We start from the raw sequence: 23,939 nt of genomic DNA, 5'->3' as shown, positions 1-23,939 counted from the left end.
TCATTTCGCTCGTTTGCCCCTTTGGTCGAAGCCGGTCGGGCGCGCTTCCGAGCACTCGTCATTCAAAAAAATGGTTCTTCGCAGATCAGCGTGAAGTCGCTGCACGGCTCAGCTTGGCATGGTGGGTGTGCTCTTCGTGGGAGCGATCTTCAGATCGCGATCCGCCGCGCAGCGGCGGCGATAGAGGCACCGCTGTAGGATCTCCCCCGGGCGCCTATCGGCGCCTTTCGCCCAATGAATTGGGCTCCCACGATGACCTGCGCGATGGCTCTGTCCCGCTGATAGGGCGCTTCGCGGGAGATTCTATGTTGCCCGCCCGGCCTTGAGGGGCTCTGAAGCGCCGAACCGAGTGCCCCACAATGGTATTCACGCCAAAGTGCGAAGAACCAAAAAAATGCCGCCTGGGCGGGCGGCAAATGACCGTGACTAGCAATGAGGAGAAACCCGACAGCAGCCTGACGAACCGCTGCCCGGCCATGGCGCCTCAGCGGCGCCATGACTCAAACGTAAACCCTTCTCATTCGCCAGTCAATGCAAATGCGAATATTTTTTATTAATGATTCGGGCGGCGCCATCGGGTGGCTCATGAAACGCTCCCTCCGGATGATCCTGGGTCACCCGACCATCGCCCTGACGATGCGCGATGCCACCTGTCACCGGACCGACGCCAGCAAGTGCGCGCCCAGGGTCCCGCCCAAGCGCCAGGCATAAAAAAAGCGGCCACTGGGAAGTAGCCGCAATACTAGCAGGGAACATACATAGCTGAGCCCTCTGCGTCAGCTTCCCGCAGTGAAGCACAGACAAGTCCCCGAGACAGTCGGCGACATCTCAAATAACCCGTGGGCATTATCTTAGATGACGTAAGAGATAGCTTAAGGGCGTGCTCGGGCGACAGCACCGACCTGCCCGTGCGCCACCATGAGCCCGGATCTCGGTTGACACTTTGTTGACACTTGAGAGGCATCTAATTCAGACCAAGCACATGGAGGGATGTAAGTGCTTGATTTTATGGTACCGGTGGTCGGACTCGAACCGACAAGGGCTTGCACCCGGCGGATTTTGAAGGCTAGCTAATGTAGCTAGTTACGACACAATGTCTCAGGAATCAGGGGGTTAGCTAGCTTGCCAACCTCGTTTTGGCATGTTTTGGCTCGCCTTTGTCGACAAGATGTAGACATCCCTCCTCACCTTTTCCCCATTTCATCCGGCAAAGCCCCTCAAGGAAAAATAACTAACATATCAACGCCTTACACCAACCCTATCACTCTACCCGTGGTAGAAATAGCTTCTCGACGAGTTGACATCTAGGGGTGGTTTGTCAAACATGCACCATATGGAACAGATGCAACGGGTGCGCCCCCTTCGGCATCATAAAATATGAAAAGCCTATCAAAAGCAAAGCTTTGATAGGCTTGATAAATCAAAAGGAGGTGACCCATGTTCTCAGCATTCTCAACTAGTCGCCAAGGCCAACGAAAGAAACATGTTCGAGAATTAAAACATGGCAATGTTTCCAGCAATGGAACCATCTCCTTTGACTTGGGCGAAATTAAATCAAGCTTTTCTCGTGCTGATCAATCGAGTGCAAAGCGTTTCTTGAAGAGGGAACTCAAGAAAGGCTGACGAATGATAGCACTTCTCATTATCCCTATTTTAGTTTGCGGGATAATCTGGATCTCTGGCCACCCTAGGCAACGCTTGCACATCAGCAAGTACCAAGGGTGGCTTGTTTATTTGCATGCTGCAAAATATGGGTCGTTCATAATTGGATCTGTATTTCTTTTAACTGAATTCCTGCCGTACGCGGCGTTTTGGCTGTTGAACAAGCTCACTTGCATTTATCTTCCTGTTTATAATCTCAGCCTTTCAGAGCTAATATCTGACCTGCTTTTTTCTGGCTTTCTCTCTGGCTTATCAATTGACAACAAGGGAGAACTCACGTTAAGGCTTCTCTCGTTCTCAGCAACCTCCATCGTGCTTACAGCCTTTATTACTTGGACACAGAAAAAGCTAAACTACACCAACCTTAGCAAGGTCATAATGGAGCTTTACTACGAAAACAGTCAAATTGATTATTTGTTGAGCTGTATTACTGATGACTTTCTTTCTTCTAGAGACCTACCTCTTGAAGAAAGAAAGCTAGCATTTATCACTCTAGACACCAGAAAATTCTATATCGGCGTCCCTGTAATCATTAGCCCTCCTGATGAAATTGGCATCTCTGGTTCTGAGATTGCTATCTTACCCGTTTACTCAGGTTATAGGGCGGAAGAAACATTGAGAATGAACATAAAGAATGCATACACTTTCAAACTGCCTGACAATGGCAGAGATGAAGTTGACGACTGTGATCTTATTGCCATCCCAAAAGAAAATATCGTTTCAGTAAGCGCATTTACCATGAAGATTCATAGGCAAATAGACAACAATATGGATGATTCCTCTTACCTTGAGGCATCTAACTACACAGGAACAGAACAGCTGGACAGTGAAGTTTATGAACAACCAGACCCAAACACTCCTCAGGACTAGTCAAAATAATTTCCGGTATTGATCCCGCCTTTCTCCAGACGATCTTTTAAAGCCAAGCTCTCGAGCCGCACCTGTTCTGCCCTAGCAAGATTATAACTTTTCTCTGCATTCCTTATCCGAACATCTTCCTCAAACCAATCTCGCCGCGATGTCACATAAACATAAAAACACCACCCAATAAATGCAAGAAACCCCAGAATAAAAGTTCCTGCAGCAAGTTCTATATAGAACCAAGTAGTTAAAAAGCCCTCAATTTCTCGCACTCTGCCTTCCTCCCTGGAACCATCTATCCACAGCCCTCTTGGCTAGTCGGTATCCGTCCCTGTGTGCTTAAGCTCCTTCCGCGCCTTCTCGATCTCCGGGCTCACCTGCCCTGACGCTTCATCAACCTGATCAGTCATCAGCCACATGGTGTATTTCGGCCATTGCCTGCACACGGCCTGAAGGAGATCGCCCTTCGGCACTCGTCCCGTTTGCTCGATCCCGATCAGGGTTTTTTTAGGCACACCAATGAGTTCCGAGAACTCAGCCCTCCCGGAAGTCTCCGCTTCTCGAATCGAGCGGATTTTTTGCGCAAGATCGTTTGACATGTGCCCTACTTTGAGTACACTTCAATTCAGGCTGTGCTTGAAGAAGGGTACACCCTTTCCAGGGTACAGCCGCTATGGGTCTACAAGTTTTGCTTGAAACATACCACAGCGAGCCACAGCGAGCAGGTACGACATGGAAACGAGCAACGCGCCCCAGGTCCCCAGCAACGTGCCCGTCATGACTATCGAGCGGTTCGCCGAGCTGTCTGGCCTGACCCCCGACACCGTTCGCGGGCAGCTCCAGCAAGGCAACCTCCCGGTGATCAAGATCGGCCGTCGCCGGCTCGTGAACGTCGCCCTGCTCACCGCTGAGTGCATGAACGCGGAGGACTGGGCATGAGCGCTTACAAGCTTCACACCGCCCTGGAGCAGGTCACCCCCGGCCGCGGCTCCCTCACCGTCGTCACCGTCCGTCACAACGGCCAGCGGGTGCCCGGTGCCGCCTTCGTGCATCTCGTCTGCACCACGCGCGGCGACTTCGCCGAGGTCACCCTGCGTCCCGAGTCGCGCCCCGTGAACGAGCCCGACCAGCCGGCGGACTTCACCTTCGAGGGCCTGCGTACGTTCCGTTTCGAGTCCCACGACGCCGCCCTGGCCTTCCTGCGCCACCTGTACGGCATCGAGCCCGCCCCGGCCCCGGCTCAGGCCGTCGAGGCGCTGCCGATCCGCGTCCCTGTGTTTTCCCGTAGCGTCCCCGCGCCTTTGGCCCGCGACGTCGCCCCGTCCTCCCTGTCCCGTCCCGCTGGGACGACCGAGCGGGCCGCTTTTTTTGACGCTCCGGTTTGTCCACACCCCGACCACCACCACCCGAGGAATACCCCATGACTACCGCCAACGGCAAGAAACAACCCGTTCGCGTGTTCCTGGAGGGAGGCGACTACAGCCGCTATCTCGTCCAGGCCGGCACGCACCGCGTTACCCCCTCGACCCTGGGCGAAATGCTGATCCAGGACGGCCTCGAGCGCCTGGAGCGCGGCGACTTCACCGCCCTGGGCCTGGGCACCGAAGCGCCCGCCTCCCACGGCTCGGGATCCGTCTGATGTTTTCCCCTGCCCGTCACCCGTCGCCCATCGGTCGCACGGCTCCCCGAGTCGGCGACGGGCACCCCGTCACACCTCGCGCAGCGACGGTTGACGGGGTGGCCGGCGGCGACTGCCGTGCGCTTCGACCGATGGGCAGGGTGGCGGCGCAGGGAGACCCCTGCCCGGAGCCCCGAGCGTTGAGGGAGCGGGCTGCCCGTTGCCTCCAGGGCCGGGATCACGGCAAGGCCGCGCTGCTGTATCGCCTGGCCGAGTACTACAGCCGGGTACTGGAAGGTCAGTCCCCGGAAACCACCGAGCTAGCGGCTCTCGCTGAGCACTGCGAACGGCTCACCCAAGCCCACGCCAACTGAAGGAAGGACCAGACCATGATCAACACCATTCAAGCCCGCGTTCTCGGCGCCATGCGCTACTCCATGGACGGCGGCATCAAGGGCGCCAAGCTCACCCTCATGAACGAGGCCGACGCCGAGAACGAAAACCGGGTCGGCTACGAGGTCATGACCATCACCGCGCCCTATGAGCTGCTGGACCAGCTCCAGCCCTACGCCAAGGACATGCCCTGCAACCTGGAGATTGACGCCGAGATGCGCACCTCTCAAGGGAAGATGACCATGCACGCCGTCGCCGTGCGCAAACCCGCCGCCACCGGCCATCCCGGCGGATCCTCCGCCAAGGCCGAGGCCAAAGCCAGCTAACCAGGATCACGAGCCATGGACGCTGATCAGTTCGACAGCCTGTGGCTCCTGATTTATTGCGCCGCGCTCGTCGTCTGCTTCGGGCTCGGCGCGATAAAGGGGGGCCAACGATGACCACCGCGGAGATCGTCGGGTCCCTGTTCGCCGCCTATGCCCTCGGCTGGGTATGGGGGGCATCCGTTCTCTACTTCAAACGACTTGTCGAGGTTTCATCATGAAAACTGCCCTTCGCAAGCTGGGCCATGCCGCCCGCAACCGCTATACCCAGGCCGGCGCCGGTATGACGGCCCTGCTCGTTGCCGGCACCGCCAACGCCAGTGACCCGACCGGTGCCGAGGCCGCCATCGCCGCCATGGAGACCGAGGCCCAAGCCACGATCGACGCCGCCTGGCCGTTCCTGGTCACCGTCCTGGGCGCGACCATCGGCATGAAGCTGATCAAGAAGTTCGCCAACCGGGCCTCCTGAGCCCCAATCGACCGAGGGGCCTACGGGCCCCTTTTTTGATGGTGCCTCTTATGCGTTGTCTGCTTCTTATCTTGCTTGTTTTTCCTGTATCTGCATTTGCATATTGGGATAAGTCTGGCTCTGCCAGTGGCACCGATGATAAGTCGGTTTCTGCTGCTTGCGATGCAGCATATTCCAGTGTTAGCACACCTTCGTCTTCCCCTTATTATATTTCTGCCTATAACACGGGTTGGAATGCAGGTGGTGCTTTCTGTGTTGTTAATACATATGTTTGGGTCTCTGATGACCCAAATGAGCCCATTCAGTTTCCTGATGATGGCTCCCAGGTTTATAACACGGTATATACCGACGAGCAGTGTCAGTCTTTTGCCGAAAGTAATACCCGCTTTTATGGCATAACCGCCGATCAAGCTGAATCGGGCTTTCAGTCGGCTGGCGGTGCCTGTGGTATGGCTGCCGTGTCCAGTACCGTCGCCTGCGGTACTGACGGCAAGGGCAATTGGTGCGCCGCTGATTGGGTCGGGGTGTCATCAGGTAACCCCGCCCAGGACAGTGCCGGCGACACCTCAGGCTCAGACACTTTTACCCCGCCCGACTACATGACCCCCATCGACTCGAACGATGGGATTTGCTCCACAGGCTCCTGCATCACCATCGACGGCCAGACCTACCACGTTGACCAGTCGGCCATCGATGACGGCTCGGTCAACATCATCGACCTGGATGGCTCCGGCGATGGCGATGGTTCCGGCGATGGGTCCGGTAGCGGCGACGGTTCCGGCGATGGCTCGGGTGACGGATCGGGCAGCGGCGACGGTTCCGGCGATGGTTCCGGTGACGGATCGGGCAGCGGCGACGGCTCCGGCGATGGCTCGGGCGACGGCTCCGGTAGTGGCGATGGATCCGGCGATGGCTCCGGTGACGGATCCGGCGAGGGTGACGCCACCCTGGGCGATGTGGTCAGCGGCCTGAATGGCCTCAAGGACACCGTGCGCAATGGCTTCGACGGCCTGGTCGACAAGTTCTTGACCGAGGTAGATCCCGACCAGGTGATCGATGGCTCCAGCATCGACGGGGAGATGGCCAAGGTCGATGAGCAACAGGCCCAGCACGAGGAAGCCATCAAGGGGAAGTTCGAGGAACTCGGTGAAGGCGATTCCTCCCCCATCGCCGACCAGGTGACCTCCCACCTGCCCAGCTTCCCCGGTGCCTCCTGTTCGCCGCTCACCTTCGGCAACGAGCCCTTCGCCTTCACGATCTCCTGTGACCTGTTCGAGCGGGTCCGCGACTGGTTCGGCTGGGTGATCTACTTCTGGACCGCCGTGTCGATCATCGACACCTTCTTCGCGCCTGCGACGAGGACTAAGTGATATGGCACTCCCCGCGATAGTGGGCATCCCTGCCCTGGTGCAGTTCCTGATCAAAATCCTGGAATGGATCGTCGCCAAGTTCGCCGCCCGGGTGACCACCCGCCTGGCCACCAGCCTGGCCTGGGTGACGTTCTACCTGGGCCTGGTGGTCGCCCTGGCCGCTACCTTCTCGGCGATCATCGCCGGGATCTCCATGGCCATGCCCGCCGACCTCGCGCGCGGCATCTCGCTCATCAAGCCGCGCAACCTGGAAGCCTGCATCGGCGCCATCTACGCCGCGAAGGTCGCCATGTGGGTCTTCCAGCAGAAGAAGCAGCTGATGGATTGGGAACAGATGAGGCGCTTTATCTAATGGCGGTCTACGTGGTTACCGGCAAGCTCGGCGCCGGCAAGACGCTGGTGGCAGTGGGCAAGATCCGCGACAAGCTCAACCAGGGGTGCAAGGTCGCCACCAATCTCGACCTCAACCTGGACAAGCTGATCGGGGAGAAGCCGCGTCAAACCCGCTGCTTTCGCATCCCCGATAAGCCCACCCTGGACGACCTGGAGGCCATCGGCACCGGCACCGACTCCTATGACGAGTCGAAAAACGGCCTGCTGGTCCTGGACGAGTGCGGCACCTGGTTCAACTCCCGGTCCTGGGCCGACAAGTCCCGCCAGGCGGTGATCAACTGGTTCCTCCACGCCCGCAAGCTGGGGTGGGACATCATCTTCCTGATCCAGGATCTATCGATCATGGACAAGCAGGCCCGGGTCGCCCTGGCCGAACACGTCGTCTACTGCCGTCGCCTGGACCGCGTCACCCTGCCCTTCGTGGGGGCCCTCTACTCCCTCGTCACCGGCGACAAGTTGCCGCTGCCCAAGGTCCACCTGGGCATCGTCAAGTACGGCGACTCCCCGACCTCCATGGTGGTCGAGCGCTGGACCTACACCGGCAAGCACCTCTATCCGGCCTACGACACCAAGCAGGCTTTTTCCGACAGCTACCCGCACGGCACCTACTCCCTGCTCCCGCCCTGGTACACCCACGGCGTCTTCCGCGTGCCCCGGGATGCGAGGTTCTACATGAAGATGACGCGGATCTACTGGAAGCGCTTCAACCGCCCCTTTCTCGCCCTGGCCGGCTTTGGCCTCGGCGTCTTTCTGACGGTTTCCGTCCTGGTGGTCGACCGGGTCAACGCCCACGCCCCAGCGGCAGAGGAAACCCCTTCCGGCCCCGAACTGAGCGAGTTCGACGGCCTGCGCATCGACAGCTTCGCCCGCCTGGGCGACTCCACCGTCTACCGCCTGACCGACGGCGAACGCACCCTGACCAACGCCGACCTGGAAGCCCAGGGCCTCGACGTTGAACCCGTGGATGCCTGCCGCCTGCGTCTGCACCGAGGACCCGATCATGTGGAAATTCGCTGCTAGCCTCGGCCTCTCCCTGGCCCTGGCGACCACGGCCCACGCCGTGCCGATCCAGATGGAAAACACCGATGTTCGCGACTTCGCCCGCTGGTACGCCGATCACCGCAACATCGACATCACCTTCGCGCCCGGCGTCGAGGGCACCCTGACCGTCTACGCCGAGGATGTCCCCAACGCCGACCTGGACACCTTCGTCGACGGCGTCCTGGAGGCCAACGGCTTCGAGATCCTGCCGGGGAATCCGCCGATCCTGGCGCCGCTCCAGGACCGCCCGGACGACTTCACCCGGGAGATCGACGTTCCCCAGGCCGATCAGGCCACCACCGTGCTCGAGCTGCACAACGTCCGCGCCGACGACGTGGCGCCCATCGTGACCCACTACCTGGCCCGCACCACCTCGGGATCCACAGCCCCGGCCCGGGCCCAGGTTATCCACGCCGCCAACGCCCTGCTGGTCAACGGTCCCGCCGAGCGTCTGGCCGACCTGGAACGCCTGCTGCCGCGCTTCGATGTGCGTCATCCACAGGTGCTGATTCAGGCGGTGATCTTCGAGACCAACGCCGGCGACTCCCTGGACCTCGGCGTCTCGCTGGGCAGCACCACCTCGCGCCCGGTGGCCGGCGGCTTCAACACCCGCAACCTGAGCGACGGCCTCGCCCTGCCCGGGGGCGCCTTCGGGATCTTCGACGGCAACACCCTGGCCCTGGCCGTGAACGCCATCCAGCGCAACAGCAGCGCCCGGGTGTTATCCACACCCCGGCTGCTCGCCCTGTCCGGCCAGGCCGGCCGCATCTCGGTGGGTCAGAACGTGCCCATCATTACCGGCCGCGTCACCGGCGAAGCCGCCGACATCGAAAACCCCTTCCAGACCATCGAGCGCAAGGACGTCGGCGTGACCCTGGCCGTGACCCCGGTGGTGACCGCCTCCGGGCTGATCGTCATGGACGTGGAAACCACCGCCGACAGCCTGACCGACTCCCTGGAAGCCTCGGACATCATCACCAACCAGCGCCGCATCGACACCACCGTCCAGATCGAGACCGGCCAGACCGTGCTCCTGGGCGGCCTGGTCAGCGAGGAGACCAGTGAGAAGGTCAGCCAGGTGCCGTTCCTGGGCAGCGTGCCGGTGCTCGGCCACCTGTTCCGCTCCACTTCGACCAGCACCGAACACCGCAAGCTCTACGTGCTGCTCCAAGCCACGGAGGTGACCCGTCATGATGCCTAACGCCTGGATCCCCTGGGGCCAGTGGCTCGCCGTAATCGCTATGACCGCCGAGCACCTGGCCCGCTTCGTGCTCCCGGATGCCTGGGGCCTCGCGCCCTGGGCCACCCTGGTCGGCCGCATCGCCTTCCCGCTGTTTGCCGCCATGGTCGCCTGGCACGCCGTCCACAACACCCGCGACCCGCTCGGCTACGCCCTGCGCATGCTGGCCATCGCCCTGATCGCGCAACTGCCCTACGCCCTGGTCCTGGACACCGAACGGCTGAACGTCGTGTTCACCCTGGCGCTCGGGCTGCTGATCGCCGTGCCGCTGGTGGCCTCCCGCTGGGGCTCGCTCGTCCTGGGCCTCGGCTACGCCATCGCCGCCACCTTCATCGCCCCGGCGCTCGAATACGGCGTCGCCGGCCTACTGCTGGTCCCGGCCTTCGTCCTGGCCTTCCGACCTTGTCCCGCTGCCTGGCGTCCGCTGCTCGCCCTGCCGGCCCTGGTCATCGGCTATCAGCTAAATCCCGGCCTGCTGCTCAACTTGGTCAGTCTGGCGACCGTGCTGGCGATCCTGGGGCTGCTGGTGCGATGCACAGGACACCTCACCGCCCGCCTACGCCCCATGCCCCGGGCCCTGTGGCTGTCCTGGTACCCGCTGCACTTCGCGGTGATCGCCGTTATCCACACCACCACCACCGTGGCCGGTTAAGCCCATGAACCCATCCACAGGCCGACGGGACGACATGGCGCCTATCCACACCCTGCCGATCCACGTAGCTGGCCGGCGTCATGTCGTCGCGTGGGCCAACCGAACCGCCATGCCGTGGCCGCCGTGGCTGTTCTGGTGCCCGCTTCACTTCGCCCTGATCGCCGCGGCCTCATGGATCGCCGCATATCCATAAGCAAAGTTCATGGAAGGGTTTTAAATGCTCGTTCCTGCTCACTGGCAATCACTCCGGCATGTTGATTTTTCCACGCAAAATCAGCGTGTTGCCGAATACATGGAGCAGTGCTTAGGTAAGCCATGAGCGCCGGCGAGACCATCCCTGTAACACGTCTCGCAGAGTGACAACGACAAACGCCGTAGAGCGTCACAGCAGCACATTAGAGGGTAATCGACATGCAGCGTTGGGACCGTTATTCCATCGAGTCGCTGGCGGAAGGCCGCGAGGATCCGTTCGGAAAGATCTTCATGAGCCCTAAGGGGCAGCGGGAGCTCTATGGCGTCCACCTGCTCCACGCCGGCGTCGATACCGTCCGCCAGCTCTACCGGGGCCTCCCCTACCTGCCTCAGTTCGACAAGATTATCCGCCGCTATCAGGAAGGCCGTGGCGCGACCATCGAGCTTTTCGGCCATACCTGGGCCGTGGGGGCCGGCGCTGCCGGTTCCGGCTTCCGCTACCGCCTGCAGAACAACGACCTTGGCGTGATCGTCTTCTTCCAGGCCCGGCACGTGAAGACCGAGAACGTGGGCACCCACGTGAAGGTGGAGCTATCGCCCCACTACCTGCACGAGCGCAGCCCCGAGGACTGCCAGAAGCTCATGGACATGATCGCCTGCTGTCTCCTCGACCACATGGAGCACGCCGGCTGTGCCGTCCACCTCGCCCTGGACGTCCAGGGCTGGGAGCCTCCCAAGGACTTCATGGAACGCTTCGTCACCCGCTCGAAGAAGGTCATGAAGATCGACGGCATCGACACCATGTCCTTCGACCACGGCAACATCGCCACCAGCTACGGCCGTACCGAAACCCTCATGTTCGGCACCGCCGGGGCCCTGCAATGCGCCATCTACAACAAGACCAAGGAAGCCCACCACCGCGATAAGCTGCACTTCTGGCAAGGCATCTGGTCGGACGCCGTCACCGACGACTTCGCCCCGGCCTACGATCCCGAGCGCGACGTCTGGCGGATCGAGATGCGCTTTCATCAGTCGGTCCTCGCCGAGTACGCCCGCGGGATCCCCTGCAACGTCGACACCGGCGAGGTCCTGGACGACGCCCACGGTTTCCAGCGCTTCACCGACACCGTGCCCCACCTTACCGGCATCTGGCGCAGCGCCATGCAAAGCTACCGCCTGGATCACTCCCGCAACCTGATCGATCCCTGCTGGCAGTGCTTCCAGGACGACCCGCGGTTCTTCGCCCATGAACCCCACTTCCTGTACAAGCGGGCCCGCAAGGAACCGGGCCTGGGAAACGAGAAAAACGTCTGCCTCGCCTTCGGTAACCTGATCTCGATCTACGCCCGCCAGGGCTACCGCGTGCATCAGGCCGTCGCCTACCTGCAACGCTCCGGCATGTGGGAGGACCTGGCCGAGTACTACCGCCGCCGCGGGTTCGACGGCAGCGCCTTCCGGCAGCTCGTGGAAGACAAGCTGGTCGAGCGACGATTACTAGGTAAGGCGGCATGACCATCAAGAAGACCAAGACGGGCTGGATGGTCGATGTGTGGCCAGAGGGTCGTTATGGCCGTCGCATCCGCAAGGTTCTCAAGACCAAGGCGGAGGCCAAGCGCTTCCAGGACTACGTGTGTGGCAAGGCGGCTGCGGGTGAGCCCTACATGCCGAAGAAGCGTGATAAGCGCCGTCTGAAGGATCTGGTGCAGCTCTGGTACGAGTGTCACGGCGTCACGCTCAAGGATGGTAAGCGGCGTTTCTGGCAGATGCAGGCTCTCGCCGAGATGATGGGCAACCCTGTCGCCTCCACCATCACCCCCATGGATGCCGTCAGGTTCCGGCAGCAGCGATTGGCCGACGGGATCCACCCCAACACCGCGAATCATGATCAAGCGCACCTACGGGCCGTCTTCAACCGGCTGGCCCGTCTCGGCGAATGGGATGGCTCGAACCCCTTCGCTCAGGTTCAGCCGTTGCGCGTCGATGACCCCGAGTTGACGTACCTCACCGAAGAAGAAATCTCGCGACTGCTCCAGGTCCTCGAGGACTCCCCAAACCCCGATGTGCTGCTGATCACTCGGCTTTGCCTGTCCACAGGTGCCCGTTGGAGCGAGGCTCAATACCTTCGCGCCGAGATGCTGAGGGATGGACGGGTCACCTATACCGGGACCAAGAACCGGCGAAACCGGACCATTCCGCTCCCTGACGCGCTTTACCAGGCCCTGGTCGACCATGGCCCCAGGATCGGCCGGCTGTTTCGCACATACGCTTATGACGCCTTCTCGAAAGGCATCATCGACGCCGAGGTCTACCTCCCGCGCGGCCAGCGTACCCATGTGCTCCGACACACCTTCGCTAGCCACTTCATGATGAACGGCGGGGATGTGCTCACCCTTCAGAAGATCCTGGGCCACCAGACCATCACCATGACGATGCGTTATGCACACCTGTCACCGGATCACCTGGCCGACGCGATCAAGTACGCACCGAGGGCGGTGTAGACAGAATGTAGACAGTCGAAGGATTTTGAGAGAAACCAAGCGGGGAAGGAAACGCTAACTGCTTGATTTTATGGTACCGGTGGTCGGACTCGAACCGACAAGGGCTTGCACCCGGCGGATTTTGAATCCGCTGCGTCTACCAATTCCGCCACACCGGCAACGGCGAGGCATTATACGTGGGCACGGATGGAGGTCAATCGCGGGCCCTGACTTCGCGCCGGCGACACGGTATCCTAGTCGGCTGGCCGGGGCCCCGCCCCCATCCCACGCTCCACCCAATGCCCGGAACCTGTCGTCCCATGCAGCGCGCCGATTTCCACTACGAGCTTCCCGAGGCGCTGATCGCCCGCTACCCCTCCGAGCAACGCAGCGACTGCCGGCTGCTGTGCGTCGACGGCGAGCGCGGCTCGCTGGCTCACCGTCGCTTCCCCGACCTGCTCGAGCTCCTCGCGCCGGGCGATCTGCTGGTGTTCAACGACACCCGGGTGATCCCGGCCCGGCTGCACGGCCAGAAGGCCAGCGGTGGCCGTGTCGAGATGCTGCTGGAGCGCCCGCTGGACGCCCATCGCGGCCTGGCTCACCTGCGCGCCAGCAAGTCGCCGAAGCCCGGCACCGAGCTCGAGTTCGAGGGCGGCATTCGCGCCGTGGTCGAGGGCCGTCGCGAGGCGCTGTTCGAGCTGCGCTTCCTCGGCGAGACGCCGCTGGTGGAGCTGCTCGAGCGCCACGGCCATATGCCGCTGCCGCCCTACATCACCCGCGAGGACGAGCTCTCCGACCGCGAGCGCTACCAGACCGTCTACGCCCGTCGCGAGGGCGCCGTGGCCGCGCCCACCGCGGGCCTGCACTTCGACGAGCCGCTGCTCGAGGCCCTGGCCGAGAAGGGGGTGGAGAGCGCCTTCGTCACCCTGCACGTGGGCGCCGGGACCTTCCAGCCGGTGCGCGCCGACGACATCCGCAACCACGAGATGCACAGCGAGTGGATCGAGGTGGACGAGACGACCTGCGAACAGGTGCGCGCCGCCCGCGCCCGGGGCAACCGCGTGATCGCGGTGGGCACCACCAGCGTGCGCTGCCTGGAGTCGGCCTGCGGGGCGAGCGCCGACGGCGAGATCGCGCCCTACCGCGGCGAGACCGACATCTTCATCTATCCCGGCTATGACTGGCGGGTGGTCGATGCCCTGATCACCAACTTCCATCTGCCGGAATCGACCCTGCTGATGCTGGTGGCCTCCTTCGCCGGTTACGACACCGTGATGAACGCCTACCGCGAGGCGGTGCTCGAGGCGTACGCCTTCTTCAGCTATGGCGACGCCATGTTCCTGACGCGCGCCCGCTGACGGCCGCCGCCTGCCCTGATCGACCATCGAGAGACTCCATGCGAAACGAGTGCTTCATGACCTTCGAGCACCTGGCCAGCGACGGCCGGGCGCGCCGCGGGCGCCTCAGCTTCCCACGAGGCACCGTGGAAACCCCCGCCTTTATGCCGGTGGGCACCTACGGCACCGTCAAGGGCATGACGCCCGAGTCGGTGAAGGAGATCGGCGCCGAGATCATCCTCGGCAACACCTTCCACCTGTGGCTGCGTCCGGGCACCGAGGTGATCGAAGGCCACGGCGACCTCCACGACTTCGCCCAGTGGGACAAGCCGATCCTCACCGACTCCGGCGGCTTCCAGGTCTTTTCCCTGGGCGAGATGCGCAAGATCACCGAGGAAGGGGTGCACTTCCGCTCGCCGGTGGACGGTTCCAAGGTGTTCATGGGCCCCGAGGAGTCCATGGCCGTGCAGCGCTCGCTGGGCTCGGACATCGTGATGATCTTCGACGAGTGCACCCCTTATCCGGCCACCCGGGACGAGGCCAGCAAGTCCATGGAGATGTCGCTGCGCTGGGCGAAGCGCTCCCGGGATGCCCACGGCGACTCGCCCTCGGCGCTGTTCGGCATCATCCAGGGCGGCATGTACCCCGACCTGCGCGAGGCCTCGCTCAAGGGGCTGGAGGCCATCGGCTTCGACGGCTACGCCATCGGCGGCCTGTCGGTGGGCGAGCCCAAGGAGGAGATGATCGAGGTGCTCGACTACCTGCCCGAATGGATGCCGGCGGACAAGCCGCGCTACCTGATGGGCGTGGGCAAGCCGGAGGACCTGGTGGAAGGCGTGCGCCGCGGGGTCGACATGTTCGACTGCGTGATGCCGACCCGCAACGCCCGCAACGGCCACCTGTTCACCGCCGAGGGCACGGTCAAGATCCGCAATGCCAAGCACCGCCACGACACCCGACCGCTGGAGGCGGACTGCGACTGCTACACCTGCCGGCACTTCTCGCGGGCCTACCTGCACCACCTGGATCGCTGCGGCGAGATGCTCGGCTCGATGCTCAACACCATCCACAACCTGCGCCATTATCAGCGCCTGATGGCCGGTTTGCGCGGTGCTATCGAAGCGGGTACATTGGCCAACTTCGTGGATGGGTTCTACGCGCAGCGCGGCCTGCCGGTCCCCCCCGCACCGAATTGATCGACGGCCGGCTCCCGCGGCCGGTCGCCGAGCGCCGACGGACGGCGCCTTGTTTTCACGCGACTCAGGAGATCGTCGTACATGCTGGACTTCTTCATTTCCCCGGCCCTGGCCCAGGACGCCGGCGCCGCCCCGGGCGGCGGCATCGCCCAGATCGTGATGCTGGTCGGCTTCGTGCTGATCTTCTACTTCCTGCTGTGGCGCCCCCAGGCCAAGCGCGCCAAGCAGCACAAGCAGCTGGTCGCCGGCCTGTCCAAGGGTGACGAGATCGTCATCGGCGGCGGGATGCTGGGCCGTATCACCAAGGTCAACGAGGACAGCGAGTTCCTGACCATGGAGATCGCCGAGGGCACCGAGGTCAGCGTGCAGAAGAACGCCGTGGCCGCCGTCCTGCCCAAGGGCACGCTCAAGTCCATCTGACCGGGCGTCCCCGCGCCCGCGCCGCATCCGGCGCGGGCTGCCCTGCGACACCGAGGCGGGGCCCGGCCGACCGGCTCCGCCCGGTGCTCGTGATGGCGTAGCGTCCGTCTCCATCATCAGCAACCTGAGGGCAGGGCCCCCATGCTCAACCGTTACCCCCTGTGGAAGTATCTGCTGATACTCCTCGTCCTCCTCGTCGGCCTGATCTACTCCCTCCCCAACCTCTTCCCCGAGGATCCGGCGGTCCAGATCAGCAGCGACCGAGGCGACTTCACCCTCGACGAGCGCCGCCTCGAGCGCCTCGAGACCTCCCTGACCGACGCCGGCATCGACATCCAGTCCGTCGAACGCGACCCCGGCAGCGTCCTGATCCGCCTGTACAACGCCGACGACCAGATCCAGGCCCGCGACCTGATCGGCGAGGCGCTGGGCGAGGACTACGTGGTGGCGCTGAACCTGGCCGAGTCCACGCCGGCCTGGCTGGAATCGCTGGCCGCCTCCCCCATGACCCTGGGCCTGGACCTGCGCGGCGGCGTGCACTTCCTGCTCGAGGTCGACATGGAGGCCGCCGTGAACCAGCGCCTCGAGGTCAACGCCAGCGCCATGCGCGAGACCCTGCGCGACGAGCGGATCCGCTACCGCAACACCGAGATCGAGGACCGCTCGATCCAGATGGACTTCATGAACGCCGAGGATCGCGACGAGGCCCGCCGCCTGATCGGCCGCGAGTTCCCGGAGTTCGAGTACCGCAACCTGGAACGCAGCCGCGGCGCCGCCCTGGGCATGACCCTCACCGACACCGCGGTGGAGGAGATCCAGGACTACGCCATCAACCAGAACCTGACCACCCTGCGCAACCGGGTCAACGAGCTGGGCGTGGCCGAGCCGCTGGTCCAGCGCCAGGGGCCGGCGCGCATCGTCGTCGAGCTGCCCGGCGTCCAGGACACCGCCGCCGCCAAGCGCATCGTCGGCGCCACCGCCAACCTGGAGTTCCGCCTCGAGGCGCGCCCGGACGCCCCGGAGGCCGAGACCGAGACCTTCCCGTTCCGCGGCGAGCCGCAGCGCACCGCAGCGCTGATGCGCGACGTCATCATCACCGGCGACAGCGTCTCCAACGCCAACCACAGCTTCGACGAGAACGGCCGCCCCCAGGTCAACATCAACCTGGACGGCACCGGCGGCACCCTGATGAACCGCGCCACCCGCACCAACATCGGCCGCAACATGGCGGTGCTGTTCATCGAGCACAAGACCCGCGAGCGCACGGTGATCGAGGGCGGCGAGGAGGTCACCGTCCGCACCCCCTACACCGAGCGTGGCATCATCAGCCTGGCGACCATCCAGAGCGCGCTGGGCAACAGCTTCCGCATCACCGGACTGGACTCGCCCACCGAGGCGGCCGAGCTGGCCCTGCTGCTGCGCTCGGGCTCGCTGGCCGCGCCGATCTACTTCGCCCAGGAGCGGACCATCGGGCCGAGCCTCGGCGAGAAGAACATCGAGCGCGGCGTGCTCTCGGTGCAGATCGGCCTGCTGCTGGTGGTGGCCTTCATGCTGATCCGCTACAAGGTGTTCGGGATCTTCGCCAACCTCGCCCTGGCGCTGAACCTGACCCTGCTGGTGGCGGCCATGTCGCTGCTCGGCGCCACCCTGACGCTGCCCGGCATCGCCGGCATCGTGCTGACTCTGGGCATGGCGGTGGACGCCAACGTCTTGATCTTCGAGCGCATCCGCGAGGAGCTGCGCAACGGACTGTCGGTGCAGCAGGCGATCCACGCCGGCTACGAGCGCGCCTTCACGTCCATCGTCGACGCCAACATCACCACCCTGCTGGTGGCGTTGATCCTGTTCTCGATCGGCACCGGGCCGGTCAAGGGCTTCGCCGTGACCCTGTCGCTGGGCATCCTGACCTCGCTGTTCACCGCCCTGATGGTGACCCGCGCCATGGTCAACCTGTGCTACGGCGGCAAGCCGGTCAAGAAGCTCTGGATATAAGAGGTGGCCATGAAATCCCTGATCCAACGACAGTTCGACTTCATGGGCAAGCGGCGGATCGCCTTCGCGATCTCCGCCGCGCTGCTGCTGGCGTCGCTGGTCGCCCTGCTGGTCCAGGGGCTCAACCTGGGCCTGGACTTCACCGGCGGCACCCTGGTGGAGGTCCGCTACGCCGCCGCCCCCGCCCTGGACGGCGTACGTCAGACCCTGGAGGCCGCCGGCTTCCAGGACGTGGCGGTGCAGACCTTCGGCGCCTCCACCGAGGTGCTGATCCGCCTGCAGCAGGCCTTCGAGGCCGGCGTCGGCGACCGGGTCGTCGACCTGCTGAACCGGGGCGACGCCAGCGTCGAACTGGTGCGCGCCGAGTTCGTCGGCGCCCAGGTCGGTGACCAGCTGCGCGACCAGAGCGGCATGGGCATGCTGGTGGCGCTGGGCATCGTGATGCTCTACGTGGCGGCCCGCTTCCAGTACAAGTTCGCCCTCGGTGCCCTGCTGGCCCTGCTCCACGACGTGATCATCGTGGTCGGCGCCTTCGCGCTGTTCGGCTTCGAGTTCGACCTGACCGTGCTGGCCGCGGTGCTGGCGGTGATCGGCTACTCGCTCAACGACACCATCGTGGTCTACGACCGCATCCGCGAGAACATCCGCAAGTCGCGCATCGACGACATGCCGGCGATCTTCAACGAGGCGATCAACCAGACCCTGTCGCGCACCCTGGCGACCTCCGGCACCACCCTGCTGGTGTTGCTGGCCCTGGTGACCCTCGGCGGCGACATGATCCACTTCTTCGCCGTGGCGCTGATCATCGGCGTGCTGATCGGCACCTTCTCCTCCATCTACGTGGCCGCGGCCCTGCTGCTGCCGCTCAAGCTGCGCCGCGAGGACCTGATCCCCGCCCAGAAGGAAGACCCGGAGGCCGAGGAGCTGCCCTGAGCGCCTCGGGCGCCCACGAAAAAGCCACCCCGCGGGGTGGCTTTTTTCGTGGTGGCCTCGCCGGGCCGGTCAGGCGACGCCCTGGGCGCCATCCGGCGAGAAGCCTTCCCGGGCGTGGTGATAGAGCACCCCGGCATAGCCGTTACGCTGCATCACCTTGAGGATCTTGGCGGGGTTCTGGTCGTCCAGGGCTCGACGCAGCTTGGCCTGCTGCTCGGCGTCCAGCGCCTCGTGCCAATGGTAGGGCTCGCCATTCGCGCTGGCCGCCTCGGCACGGCGAATCAGGTCCATCTCGACCCGGCCGCCGTAGCGGTACAGCAGGTCGTAACCCTCCTGGAGATGCAGCGCCGGCACGTCGCAGGGCTTCTCCAGACTTTCCAGCACGTTGTAGTAGTAATAGCTGAGCGGTTCCATCATCACTCCTCTCGCGGGTGAGGACCATGGCCCGGCCGCGGCGAGCGACGCGGCCGGGGGCGCATGAAGCCGGGGCGCCGAGCGCCGCCGGTCACCCCCAAGCTACACCCACTCGCGGGCGCAGAACAGCCTTGTGAATGTCACCGGATGTAACTCGCTCCCCGCAACGCGAGACGCCCCCGCGGCAGGGCCGCGGGGGCGTCTCGATCGATCCGGTCACCGACTCGGGCGGAGCCGCGGCGCCGCACCTCAGAAGTGCGGCTTGAGCTGCTTGAGCAGCGCCTTGAACAGCCGCGGGCCGGCGGCCATCAGCTGGCCTTCGACGCCCACCGACGGCTGGCCGTCCGGCGTGCCCTGCAGCGCCCCGGCCTCCTTGAGCAGCAGCGAGCCGACATGCAGGTCCTGCTCCTCGAGGCCCAGCACGAAGGCGGCATCGACCCGGCCGGCGGCCAGCGCGGCGATGTCGAGCAGGCCGCTGCCCGAGGCGCGCAGCAGCTCGATCTGCGGCGCCAGCTGCTGGGTCAGGGTCAGGTAGGCAGGCAGCTGGCGCTCGCGCAGCCAGGTCTCCGGCAGCCCCATGGCGACCCGGGTGCCCGGGATGGCGGTGGCTCGGGACACGCGGATGCGCTTGCCGTTGAGCTGGGCGCCGCGGCCGCGGCTGGCCAGGTATTCGTCGTCGCTGAAGGGGCAGATCACCACCGCATGCTCCGGGCGGCCCTTGACCAGGCAGACCAGCGACAGCGCGAACTCGGGCGCGGCGACGCCGAGGTTGGAATAGCCGTGGAAGGGCTCGATGCGCCACAGCACGTCGGCGCCCTCGCCTTCGCCCGCCCGGTGCGGCGTATAGCGGCCGACGACGCCGTGCTGGGGATAGCCACGGGACAGCTGGCGGGTGATCAGCGTCTCGGCGTTGCGGGCGGTGTCCTCGAGCAGCTTGTCGAGGTTGTGCTCTTCGTGGGCGTTCTCGATGCGCTCACGGACGCGCAGGAACTGTTCACCGGCGCTGCGAGCGGCACGCAGCGCGAATTGGACCATCGGATGCATGATCGGGCCTTGGGGAGTCGGAGGTGTTAAAGAACGGGTCGGCGCGAATCCTAGCAGAAGCGCGGAGCCCGCGCCACGCACGGCCCTCACTCCCCACTCCCCACTCCCCACTCCTCACTCCTCACTCCTCACTCCTCACTCCTCACTCCTCACTCCTCACTCCCCACTCCCCACTCCCCATCACTCCTCACTGCTCGCCCCTCGCCCCTCGCACCTCGCTCCTCGCTCCTCGCCCCTCGCCCCTCGCCCCTCGCCCCTCGCAACTCGCACCTCGCACCTCGCACCTCGCCCCTCGCCCCTCGCCCCTCGCACCTCGCACCTCGCACCTCGCACCTCGCACCTCGCACCTCGCACCTCGCACCTCGCACCTCGCACCTCGCACCTCGCACCTCGTCGCCGGCATGCTAGACTTTCGCCCCTTTCCCCGACGCAACACCAGGCAGGCCCTCCCATGCTCGAGCGCATCCGCATCGTCCTGATCGGCACCAGCCATCCCGGCAACATCGGCGGCACCGCCCGCGCCATGCACAACATGGGTCTGGCCGACCTGGCCCTGGTGGCGCCGCGCTGCGAGACGCTGACCGCGGACACCGTGTCCCGGGCCTCGGGGGCCGACGCCCTGGTTCACGACGCCCGCACCGTCGACACCCTGGAGGAGGCGGTCGCCGACTGCACCCTGGTGGTGGGGGCCAGCGCCCGCTCGCGGACCCTACCCTGGCCGATGATCACGCCCCGCGCGCTCGGCGAGCGCCTGCCCGAGGAGCTGGCCGGCGAGGAACGGCGCGTGGCGCTGGTCTTCGGCCGCGAGGACAGCGGGCTGACCAACGCCGAGCTGCAGCGCTGCCACGCCCATGTGCACATCCCCACCAACCCGGACTTCAGCTCGCTGAACCTGGCCGCCGCCGTGCAGGTGCTGGCCTACGAGTGCCGGCTGGCCTGGCTGGCCCAGGAGAAGGCGCCGGCGACGGAGCCCCCGGAGCAGCCGCTGGCCAGCCACGAGGAGCTCGAGCACTACTTCAGCCACCTGGAGCGCACCCTGATCGCCATCGGCTTCCACGATCCGGCCACCCCGCGCCAGCTGATGGCCCGGCTGCGCCGCTTCACCCTGCGCGCCCGCCCGGAGCGCATGGAGCTCAATATCCTGCGCGGCATCCTGTCCGCCACCGAGCGACTGGCGCCGCGCCGCGGGGACGACTGAGCCGGCGCCTTGAAGCCGGCCCGCCGCACCCCCACTATGAAAGGATCGTCTCGCCCCCAGCCAAGGATCGCCGCATGTTTGAACGTCTGCGCGAAGACATCAACAGCGTATTCGCCCGTGACCCCGCGGCGCGCAACTTCCTGGAAGTGCTCACCAACTACCCGGGGCTGCACGCCCTGCTGGCCCATCGCCTGAGCCACTGGCTGTGGCACCGGAACCTCAAGTGGCTGGCCCGCACCCTGTCGAGCCTGGCGCGCTGGTTCACCGGCATCGAGATCCATCCCGGGGCGAGCATCGGCCGGCGCTTCTTCATCGACCACGGCATGGGCGTGGTGATCGGCGAGACCGCCGAGGTCGGCGACGACGTCACCCTCTACCAGGGCGTGACCCTGGGCGGCACCAGCTGGAACAAGGGCAAGCGCCACCCCACCCTGGAGGACGGCGTGATCGTCGGCGCCGGCGCCAAGATCCTCGGCCCCTTCTCGGTCGGGGCCGGCGCCAAGGTCGGCTCCAACGCCGTGGTCACCAAGGAAGTGCCCCCCGGCGCCACCGTGGTCGGCATTCCCGGCAAGGTGGTCCAGCGCCGCGACCCGGACCAGGCCGAGGCCCTGGAGGTCGACCCGGCGCGCCGCGAGGCCATGCGCCGCAAGTTCGGCTTCGACGCCTACGGCGTCAGCCAGGACATGCCTGATCCGGTGGCCCGCTCCATGCAGGCCATGCTCGATCACATGCACGTCGTCGACGAGCGCATCGAGCGCATGTGCTCGACCCTGCGCAAGATCGATGCCGGCTTCCGCGACGGCCGGCTGCCGGAGCTGCGCGACGAGGACTTCGCCAACATCCTCGAGGACGCCGAGACCGGCTGCGGCCAGCACCGCGACGACCCCGACGCCAGCGACTCCTCCGCCGAGCCGCGGCGCCATAATGGTTGACCGCCCGACTCGGGCTTTATCATAATGGCCGACCGACCCGACGCCCCGCCGGGCGTCGGCCCGATTCACCGATCACCGGTTCTCCGCACCGGTCCCGAGGTGAGTGCCCCATGCGCCTGACCACCAAGGGACGCTACGCCGTCACCGCCATGCTCGACCTGACCCTGAATGCCGACGAGGGCCCGATCAGCCTCGCCGACATCTCGCGGCGCCAGGAAATCTCGCTGTCCTACCTCGAGCAGCTGTTCGCCCGCCTGCGGCGCGCCGGCCTGGTCGACAGCGTGCGCGGCCCGGGCGGGGGCTACCTGCTGGCCATGGCGCCGGACGCCATCTCGGTGGCCCGGGTGATCGACGCCGTCAACGAGTCGGTGGACACCACCCGCTGCGGCGGCCTGTCGGACTGCCAGCAGGGCGATACCTGCCTGACCCACCACCTGTGGAACGAGCTGTCTGAGCATATCCAGGGCTTCCTCGAGGGCGTGACCCTGGGCCAGCTGGCCGGCCGCGAGGAGTTCCGCCACATCGCCGCGCGTCAGCGCCGTCGCCTCGGCGACGACCAGATCCCGACCGCCTCGCCCTGAACCCATCACCGTCACGAGCCCATGAGCGCACCCGTCTACCTCGATTACGCCGCCACCACCCCCGTCGACCCCCGGGTCGCCGAGGTCCTGAGTCGCCACCTCACCCTGGACGGCGTCTTCGCCAACCCCGCCTCGCGCAGCCACATGCTGGGCTGGCAGGCGGAGCAGGCCGTGGAGAGCGCCCGCCGCCAGGTGGCCGACCTGATCGGCGCCGATCCCCGCGAGATCGTCTGGACCAGCGGCGCCACCGAGGCCGACAACCTGGCACTGACCGGCTACATGCGCGCCAACCGCGCCCGCGGCCGTCACCTGGTGACCTCCATCGTCGAGCACAAGGCGGTGGTGGACACCGCCCGGGCCCTGGAGGCGGAGGGCTTCGAGGTCACCTGGCTGACCCCGGACGGCGACGGGCGGATCTCCCCCGAGGCGCTGCGCGGGGCGATGCGCGAGGACACCGTGCTGGTCTCGCTGATGGCGGTGAACAACGAGCTCGGCGTCATCCACGACCTGGCGGCCCTGGCCGAGGTCGCCCACGCCGGCGGCGCCGTCTTCCATGTCGACGCCGCCCAGGCGGTGGGCCGCCTGCCCCTGGATGTGGCGAGCCTGGGCATCGACCTGATGTCGCTGTCCGGCCACAAGGCCTACGGCCCCAAGGGCATCGGCGCCCTCTACGTGCGACGCGACCCGGACCTGCGCCTCGAGGCGCTGATCCACGGCGGCGGCCACGAGCGCGGCATGCGCTCCGGCACCCTGCCGACCCACCAGATCGTCGGCATGGGCGAGGCCTTCGCCATCGCCGGCCGCGAGGGCGAGGCCGACCAGGCCCGCATCGCCGCCCTGCGCGACCGCTTCCTGGCCGGCCTCGACGGCCTGGCGGGGGTGCACCGCAACACCGCCGTCGAGGCGGCGGTCCCCAACATCCTCAACCTGGCCTTCGAGGGCGTGGACGGCGAGTCGCTGCTGATGGCGCTGCGCGACGTGGCCCTGTCCACCGGCTCGGCCTGCAACTCGGCGAGCGTCGAGCCGTCCTACGTCCTGAAGGGCATCGGCGTGCCCCGCCGCCTGGCGCTGGCCTCGCTGCGCTTCAGTTTCGGCCGTTTCACCACCGAGGCCGACATCGATCGCGCCCTGGAGGCCCTGCGTCACGCCCTGATCGGGCTGCGCCGCTGACGGACGCCGGCGAACCCGCCGGCTTTCGCCA

The 23,939-nt window shown here is 65.1% G+C and carries 30 protein-coding genes and 1 tRNA gene; 26 read left to right on the top strand and 5 right to left on the bottom strand.

Annotation, left to right across the window (positions count from 1 at the left end; genetic code table 11):
• Positions 1-585 precede the first annotated feature (585 nt).
• The 3 genes from QC818_RS00605 to QC818_RS00595 all read left to right on the top strand — a co-directional run bounded on the left by QC818_RS00605 (position 586) and on the right by QC818_RS00595 (position 2,532).
• Positions 586-711, top strand: coding sequence for a hypothetical protein (locus QC818_RS00605; RefSeq protein WP_309650883.1), 126 nt, complete (start codon positions 586-588; stop codon positions 709-711).
• A gap of 726 nt (positions 712-1,437) precedes the next feature.
• Positions 1,438-1,623 (top strand): hypothetical protein, encoded by a 186-nt coding sequence (locus tag QC818_RS00600; protein ID WP_309650882.1) that lies wholly within the window; start codon positions 1,438-1,440, stop codon positions 1,621-1,623.
• Positions 1,624-1,626: 3 nt separating this feature from the next.
• On the top strand, positions 1,627-2,532 hold the full coding sequence (locus tag QC818_RS00595) for a hypothetical protein (RefSeq protein WP_309650881.1): 906 nt from the start codon (positions 1,627-1,629) through the stop codon (positions 2,530-2,532).
• On the opposite strand, the gene QC818_RS00590 is transcribed toward QC818_RS00595, so the two are convergent.
• Together QC818_RS00590 and QC818_RS00585 are read right to left on the bottom strand one after the other, a co-directional pair.
• Positions 2,529-2,795, bottom strand: coding sequence for a hypothetical protein (locus tag QC818_RS00590; RefSeq protein WP_309650880.1), 267 nt, complete (start codon positions 2,793-2,795; stop codon positions 2,529-2,531). The genes QC818_RS00595 and QC818_RS00590 overlap by 4 nt on opposite strands.
• A 42-nt stretch (positions 2,796-2,837) precedes the next feature.
• Positions 2,838-3,122, bottom strand: a complete 285-nt coding sequence (locus QC818_RS00585) for a helix-turn-helix transcriptional regulator (protein ID WP_309650879.1) — start codon at positions 3,120-3,122, stop codon at positions 2,838-2,840.
• A 133-nt stretch (positions 3,123-3,255) separates the two neighbouring features.
• Here QC818_RS00585 and QC818_RS00580 point away from each other — a divergent pair, with 133 nt between their 5' ends.
• From QC818_RS00580 to QC818_RS00520, 14 genes are all read left to right on the top strand, one after another.
• Complete coding sequence (locus QC818_RS00580; protein WP_309650878.1) at positions 3,256-3,462, top strand: MerR family transcriptional regulator; 207 nt, start codon at positions 3,256-3,258, stop codon at positions 3,460-3,462.
• Positions 3,459-3,947 carry a hypothetical protein gene (locus QC818_RS00575; protein WP_309650877.1) on the top strand — a complete coding sequence of 163 codons (489 nt, stop codon included), beginning with the start codon at positions 3,459-3,461 and terminating at the stop codon, positions 3,945-3,947. Before QC818_RS00580 ends, QC818_RS00575 begins: the two co-directional genes overlap by 4 nt.
• Positions 3,944-4,162: a hypothetical protein gene (locus tag QC818_RS00570; protein ID WP_309650876.1), complete on the top strand. Its 219-nt coding sequence runs from the start codon at positions 3,944-3,946 to the stop codon at positions 4,160-4,162. The genes QC818_RS00575 and QC818_RS00570 overlap by 4 nt, the downstream gene beginning before the upstream one ends.
• 179 nt (positions 4,163-4,341) lie before the next feature.
• Positions 4,342-4,515 (top strand): hypothetical protein, encoded by a 174-nt coding sequence (locus tag QC818_RS00565; protein WP_309650875.1) that lies wholly within the window; start codon positions 4,342-4,344, stop codon positions 4,513-4,515.
• Between the two features lie 15 nt (positions 4,516-4,530).
• Complete coding sequence (locus tag QC818_RS00560) at positions 4,531-4,860, top strand: hypothetical protein (RefSeq protein ID WP_309650874.1); 330 nt, start codon at positions 4,531-4,533, stop codon at positions 4,858-4,860.
• Positions 4,861-4,875: 15 nt separating this feature from the next.
• Entirely contained in the window at positions 4,876-4,974 is a 99-nt protein-coding gene (locus QC818_RS18350; protein ID WP_374710041.1) for a tail virion protein G7P-2, read from the top strand.
• A 100-nt stretch (positions 4,975-5,074) separates the two neighbouring features.
• A complete protein-coding gene (locus QC818_RS00555) occupies positions 5,075-5,326 on the top strand; it encodes a major coat protein (protein WP_309650873.1) in 252 nt (83 codons plus the stop codon).
• A gap of 458 nt (positions 5,327-5,784) precedes the next feature.
• Complete coding sequence (locus QC818_RS00550) at positions 5,785-6,696, top strand: hypothetical protein (protein ID WP_309650872.1); 912 nt, start codon at positions 5,785-5,787, stop codon at positions 6,694-6,696.
• A gap of 1 nt (position 6,697) precedes the next feature.
• Positions 6,698-7,048, top strand: a complete 351-nt coding sequence (locus tag QC818_RS00545) for a DUF5455 family protein (protein WP_309650871.1) — start codon at positions 6,698-6,700, stop codon at positions 7,046-7,048.
• The gene (locus QC818_RS00540) at positions 7,048-8,109 is read left to right on the top strand and encodes a zonular occludens toxin domain-containing protein (RefSeq protein ID WP_309650870.1); all 1,062 of its coding nucleotides are present in this window, start codon (positions 7,048-7,050) and stop codon (positions 8,107-8,109) included. The genes QC818_RS00545 and QC818_RS00540 overlap by 1 nt, the downstream gene beginning before the upstream one ends.
• On the top strand, positions 8,090-9,331 hold the full coding sequence (locus QC818_RS00535) for a secretin N-terminal domain-containing protein (protein WP_309650869.1): 1,242 nt from the start codon (positions 8,090-8,092) through the stop codon (positions 9,329-9,331). The genes QC818_RS00540 and QC818_RS00535 overlap by 20 nt, the downstream gene beginning before the upstream one ends.
• The gene (locus tag QC818_RS00530; RefSeq protein ID WP_309650868.1) at positions 9,321-10,022 is read left to right on the top strand and encodes a TraX family protein; all 702 of its coding nucleotides are present in this window, start codon (positions 9,321-9,323) and stop codon (positions 10,020-10,022) included. Before QC818_RS00535 ends, QC818_RS00530 begins: the two co-directional genes overlap by 11 nt.
• A gap of 483 nt (positions 10,023-10,505) precedes the next feature.
• Positions 10,506-11,726 carry a hypothetical protein gene (locus QC818_RS00525; protein ID WP_309650867.1) on the top strand — a complete coding sequence of 407 codons (1,221 nt, stop codon included), beginning with the start codon at positions 10,506-10,508 and terminating at the stop codon, positions 11,724-11,726.
• Positions 11,723-12,712 (top strand): phage integrase, encoded by a 990-nt coding sequence (locus QC818_RS00520; RefSeq protein ID WP_309650866.1) that lies wholly within the window; start codon positions 11,723-11,725, stop codon positions 12,710-12,712. The genes QC818_RS00525 and QC818_RS00520 overlap by 4 nt, the downstream gene beginning before the upstream one ends.
• Positions 12,713-12,783: 71 nt before the next feature.
• On the opposite strand, the gene QC818_RS00515 is transcribed toward QC818_RS00520, so the two are convergent.
• Positions 12,784-12,870: transfer RNA gene (locus QC818_RS00515), tRNA-Leu, on the bottom strand.
• 141 nt (positions 12,871-13,011) lie between these two features.
• On the opposite strand from QC818_RS00515, the gene queA reads away from it, so the two are divergent.
• The 5 genes from queA to secF all read left to right on the top strand — a co-directional run bounded on the left by queA (position 13,012) and on the right by secF (position 18,569).
• Positions 13,012-14,049 (top strand): tRNA preQ1(34) S-adenosylmethionine ribosyltransferase-isomerase QueA, encoded by a 1,038-nt coding sequence (gene queA / locus QC818_RS00510; RefSeq protein WP_309650865.1) that lies wholly within the window; start codon positions 13,012-13,014, stop codon positions 14,047-14,049.
• A 56-nt stretch (positions 14,050-14,105) separates the two neighbouring features.
• Positions 14,106-15,224 (top strand): tRNA guanosine(34) transglycosylase Tgt, encoded by a 1,119-nt coding sequence (gene tgt, locus QC818_RS00505; RefSeq protein WP_309651187.1) that lies wholly within the window; start codon positions 14,106-14,108, stop codon positions 15,222-15,224.
• A gap of 81 nt (positions 15,225-15,305) precedes the next feature.
• Positions 15,306-15,644 (top strand): preprotein translocase subunit YajC, encoded by a 339-nt coding sequence (yajC, locus tag QC818_RS00500; protein ID WP_309650864.1) that lies wholly within the window; start codon positions 15,306-15,308, stop codon positions 15,642-15,644.
• Positions 15,645-15,785: 141 nt separating this feature from the next.
• Positions 15,786-17,636 (top strand): protein translocase subunit SecD, encoded by a 1,851-nt coding sequence (gene secD, locus QC818_RS00495; RefSeq protein WP_309650863.1) that lies wholly within the window; start codon positions 15,786-15,788, stop codon positions 17,634-17,636.
• Positions 17,637-17,645: 9 nt separating this feature from the next.
• Positions 17,646-18,569, top strand: a complete 924-nt coding sequence (gene secF, locus QC818_RS00490) for a protein translocase subunit SecF (protein WP_309650862.1) — start codon at positions 17,646-17,648, stop codon at positions 18,567-18,569.
• A gap of 69 nt (positions 18,570-18,638) precedes the next feature.
• Here secF and QC818_RS00485 read toward each other — a convergent pair whose 3' ends face one another.
• On the bottom strand, positions 18,639-18,986 hold the full coding sequence (locus QC818_RS00485; RefSeq protein ID WP_309650861.1) for a hypothetical protein: 348 nt from the start codon (positions 18,984-18,986) through the stop codon (positions 18,639-18,641).
• A gap of 246 nt (positions 18,987-19,232) precedes the next feature.
• A complete protein-coding gene (locus tag QC818_RS00480) occupies positions 19,233-20,027 on the bottom strand; it encodes an inositol monophosphatase family protein (RefSeq protein WP_309650860.1) in 795 nt (264 codons plus the stop codon).
• A 451-nt stretch (positions 20,028-20,478) separates the two neighbouring features.
• On the opposite strand from QC818_RS00480, the gene trmJ reads away from it, so the two are divergent.
• The 4 genes from trmJ to QC818_RS00460 all read left to right on the top strand — a co-directional run bounded on the left by trmJ (position 20,479) and on the right by QC818_RS00460 (position 23,908).
• Complete coding sequence (gene trmJ / locus QC818_RS00475) at positions 20,479-21,225, top strand: tRNA (cytosine(32)/uridine(32)-2'-O)-methyltransferase TrmJ (protein WP_309650859.1); 747 nt, start codon at positions 20,479-20,481, stop codon at positions 21,223-21,225.
• Between the two features lie 74 nt (positions 21,226-21,299).
• Positions 21,300-22,157 (top strand): serine O-acetyltransferase, encoded by an 858-nt coding sequence (gene cysE / locus QC818_RS00470; protein ID WP_374710039.1) that lies wholly within the window; start codon positions 21,300-21,302, stop codon positions 22,155-22,157.
• A gap of 110 nt (positions 22,158-22,267) precedes the next feature.
• Positions 22,268-22,738 (top strand): Rrf2 family transcriptional regulator, encoded by a 471-nt coding sequence (locus tag QC818_RS00465; RefSeq protein ID WP_309650858.1) that lies wholly within the window; start codon positions 22,268-22,270, stop codon positions 22,736-22,738.
• Positions 22,739-22,759: 21 nt separating this feature from the next.
• Positions 22,760-23,908: an aminotransferase class V-fold PLP-dependent enzyme gene (locus tag QC818_RS00460; protein ID WP_309650857.1), complete on the top strand. Its 1,149-nt coding sequence runs from the start codon at positions 22,760-22,762 to the stop codon at positions 23,906-23,908.
• Positions 23,909-23,939: the final 31 nt, after the last annotated feature.

The organism is Halomonas koreensis (genome assembly GCF_031451675.1).
Taxonomy (GTDB): Bacteria; Pseudomonadota; Gammaproteobacteria; order Pseudomonadales; family Halomonadaceae; genus Halomonas; species Halomonas koreensis.
Note: the sequence above shows the minus strand (reverse complement) of the source record. Positions and strands in the feature narration are given on the sequence as shown.

Bases quoted from the DNA above. Each gene is read 5' to 3' on its own strand.
- QC818_RS00605 (WP_309650883.1), top strand. From the start codon at position 586: ATGAAACGCTCCCTCCGGATGATCCTGGGTCACCCGACCATCGCCCTG.
- QC818_RS00600 (WP_309650882.1), top strand. From the start codon at position 1,438: ATGTTCTCAGCATTCTCAACTAGTCGCCAAGGCCAACGAAAGAAACAT.
- QC818_RS00595 (WP_309650881.1), top strand. From the start codon at position 1,627: ATGATAGCACTTCTCATTATCCCTATTTTAGTTTGCGGGATAATCTGG.
- QC818_RS00585 (WP_309650879.1), bottom strand. From the start codon at position 3,122: ATGTCAAACGATCTTGCGCAAAAAATCCGCTCGATTCGAGAAGCGGAG.
- QC818_RS00580 (WP_309650878.1), top strand. From the start codon at position 3,256: ATGGAAACGAGCAACGCGCCCCAGGTCCCCAGCAACGTGCCCGTCATG.
- QC818_RS00575 (WP_309650877.1), top strand. From the start codon at position 3,459: ATGAGCGCTTACAAGCTTCACACCGCCCTGGAGCAGGTCACCCCCGGC.
- QC818_RS00570 (WP_309650876.1), top strand. From the start codon at position 3,944: ATGACTACCGCCAACGGCAAGAAACAACCCGTTCGCGTGTTCCTGGAG.
- QC818_RS00560 (WP_309650874.1), top strand. From the start codon at position 4,531: ATGATCAACACCATTCAAGCCCGCGTTCTCGGCGCCATGCGCTACTCC.
- QC818_RS18350 (WP_374710041.1), top strand. From the start codon at position 4,876: ATGGACGCTGATCAGTTCGACAGCCTGTGGCTCCTGATTTATTGCGCC.
- QC818_RS00555 (WP_309650873.1), top strand. From the start codon at position 5,075: ATGAAAACTGCCCTTCGCAAGCTGGGCCATGCCGCCCGCAACCGCTAT.
- QC818_RS00545 (WP_309650871.1), top strand. From the start codon at position 6,698: ATGGCACTCCCCGCGATAGTGGGCATCCCTGCCCTGGTGCAGTTCCTG.
- QC818_RS00540 (WP_309650870.1), top strand. From the start codon at position 7,048: ATGGCGGTCTACGTGGTTACCGGCAAGCTCGGCGCCGGCAAGACGCTG.
- QC818_RS00535 (WP_309650869.1), top strand. From the start codon at position 8,090: ATGTGGAAATTCGCTGCTAGCCTCGGCCTCTCCCTGGCCCTGGCGACC.
- QC818_RS00530 (WP_309650868.1), top strand. From the start codon at position 9,321: ATGATGCCTAACGCCTGGATCCCCTGGGGCCAGTGGCTCGCCGTAATC.
- QC818_RS00525 (WP_309650867.1), top strand. From the start codon at position 10,506: ATGAGCCCTAAGGGGCAGCGGGAGCTCTATGGCGTCCACCTGCTCCAC.
- QC818_RS00520 (WP_309650866.1), top strand. From the start codon at position 11,723: ATGACCATCAAGAAGACCAAGACGGGCTGGATGGTCGATGTGTGGCCA.
- queA (WP_309650865.1), top strand. From the start codon at position 13,012: ATGCAGCGCGCCGATTTCCACTACGAGCTTCCCGAGGCGCTGATCGCC.
- tgt (WP_309651187.1), top strand. From the start codon at position 14,106: ATGACCTTCGAGCACCTGGCCAGCGACGGCCGGGCGCGCCGCGGGCGC.
- yajC (WP_309650864.1), top strand. From the start codon at position 15,306: ATGCTGGACTTCTTCATTTCCCCGGCCCTGGCCCAGGACGCCGGCGCC.
- secD (WP_309650863.1), top strand. From the start codon at position 15,786: ATGCTCAACCGTTACCCCCTGTGGAAGTATCTGCTGATACTCCTCGTC.
- secF (WP_309650862.1), top strand. From the start codon at position 17,646: ATGAAATCCCTGATCCAACGACAGTTCGACTTCATGGGCAAGCGGCGG.
- QC818_RS00485 (WP_309650861.1), bottom strand. From the start codon at position 18,986: ATGATGGAACCGCTCAGCTATTACTACTACAACGTGCTGGAAAGTCTG.
- QC818_RS00480 (WP_309650860.1), bottom strand. From the start codon at position 20,027: ATGCATCCGATGGTCCAATTCGCGCTGCGTGCCGCTCGCAGCGCCGGT.
- trmJ (WP_309650859.1), top strand. From the start codon at position 20,479: ATGCTCGAGCGCATCCGCATCGTCCTGATCGGCACCAGCCATCCCGGC.
- cysE (WP_374710039.1), top strand. From the start codon at position 21,300: ATGTTTGAACGTCTGCGCGAAGACATCAACAGCGTATTCGCCCGTGAC.
- QC818_RS00465 (WP_309650858.1), top strand. From the start codon at position 22,268: ATGCGCCTGACCACCAAGGGACGCTACGCCGTCACCGCCATGCTCGAC.
- QC818_RS00460 (WP_309650857.1), top strand. From the start codon at position 22,760: ATGAGCGCACCCGTCTACCTCGATTACGCCGCCACCACCCCCGTCGAC.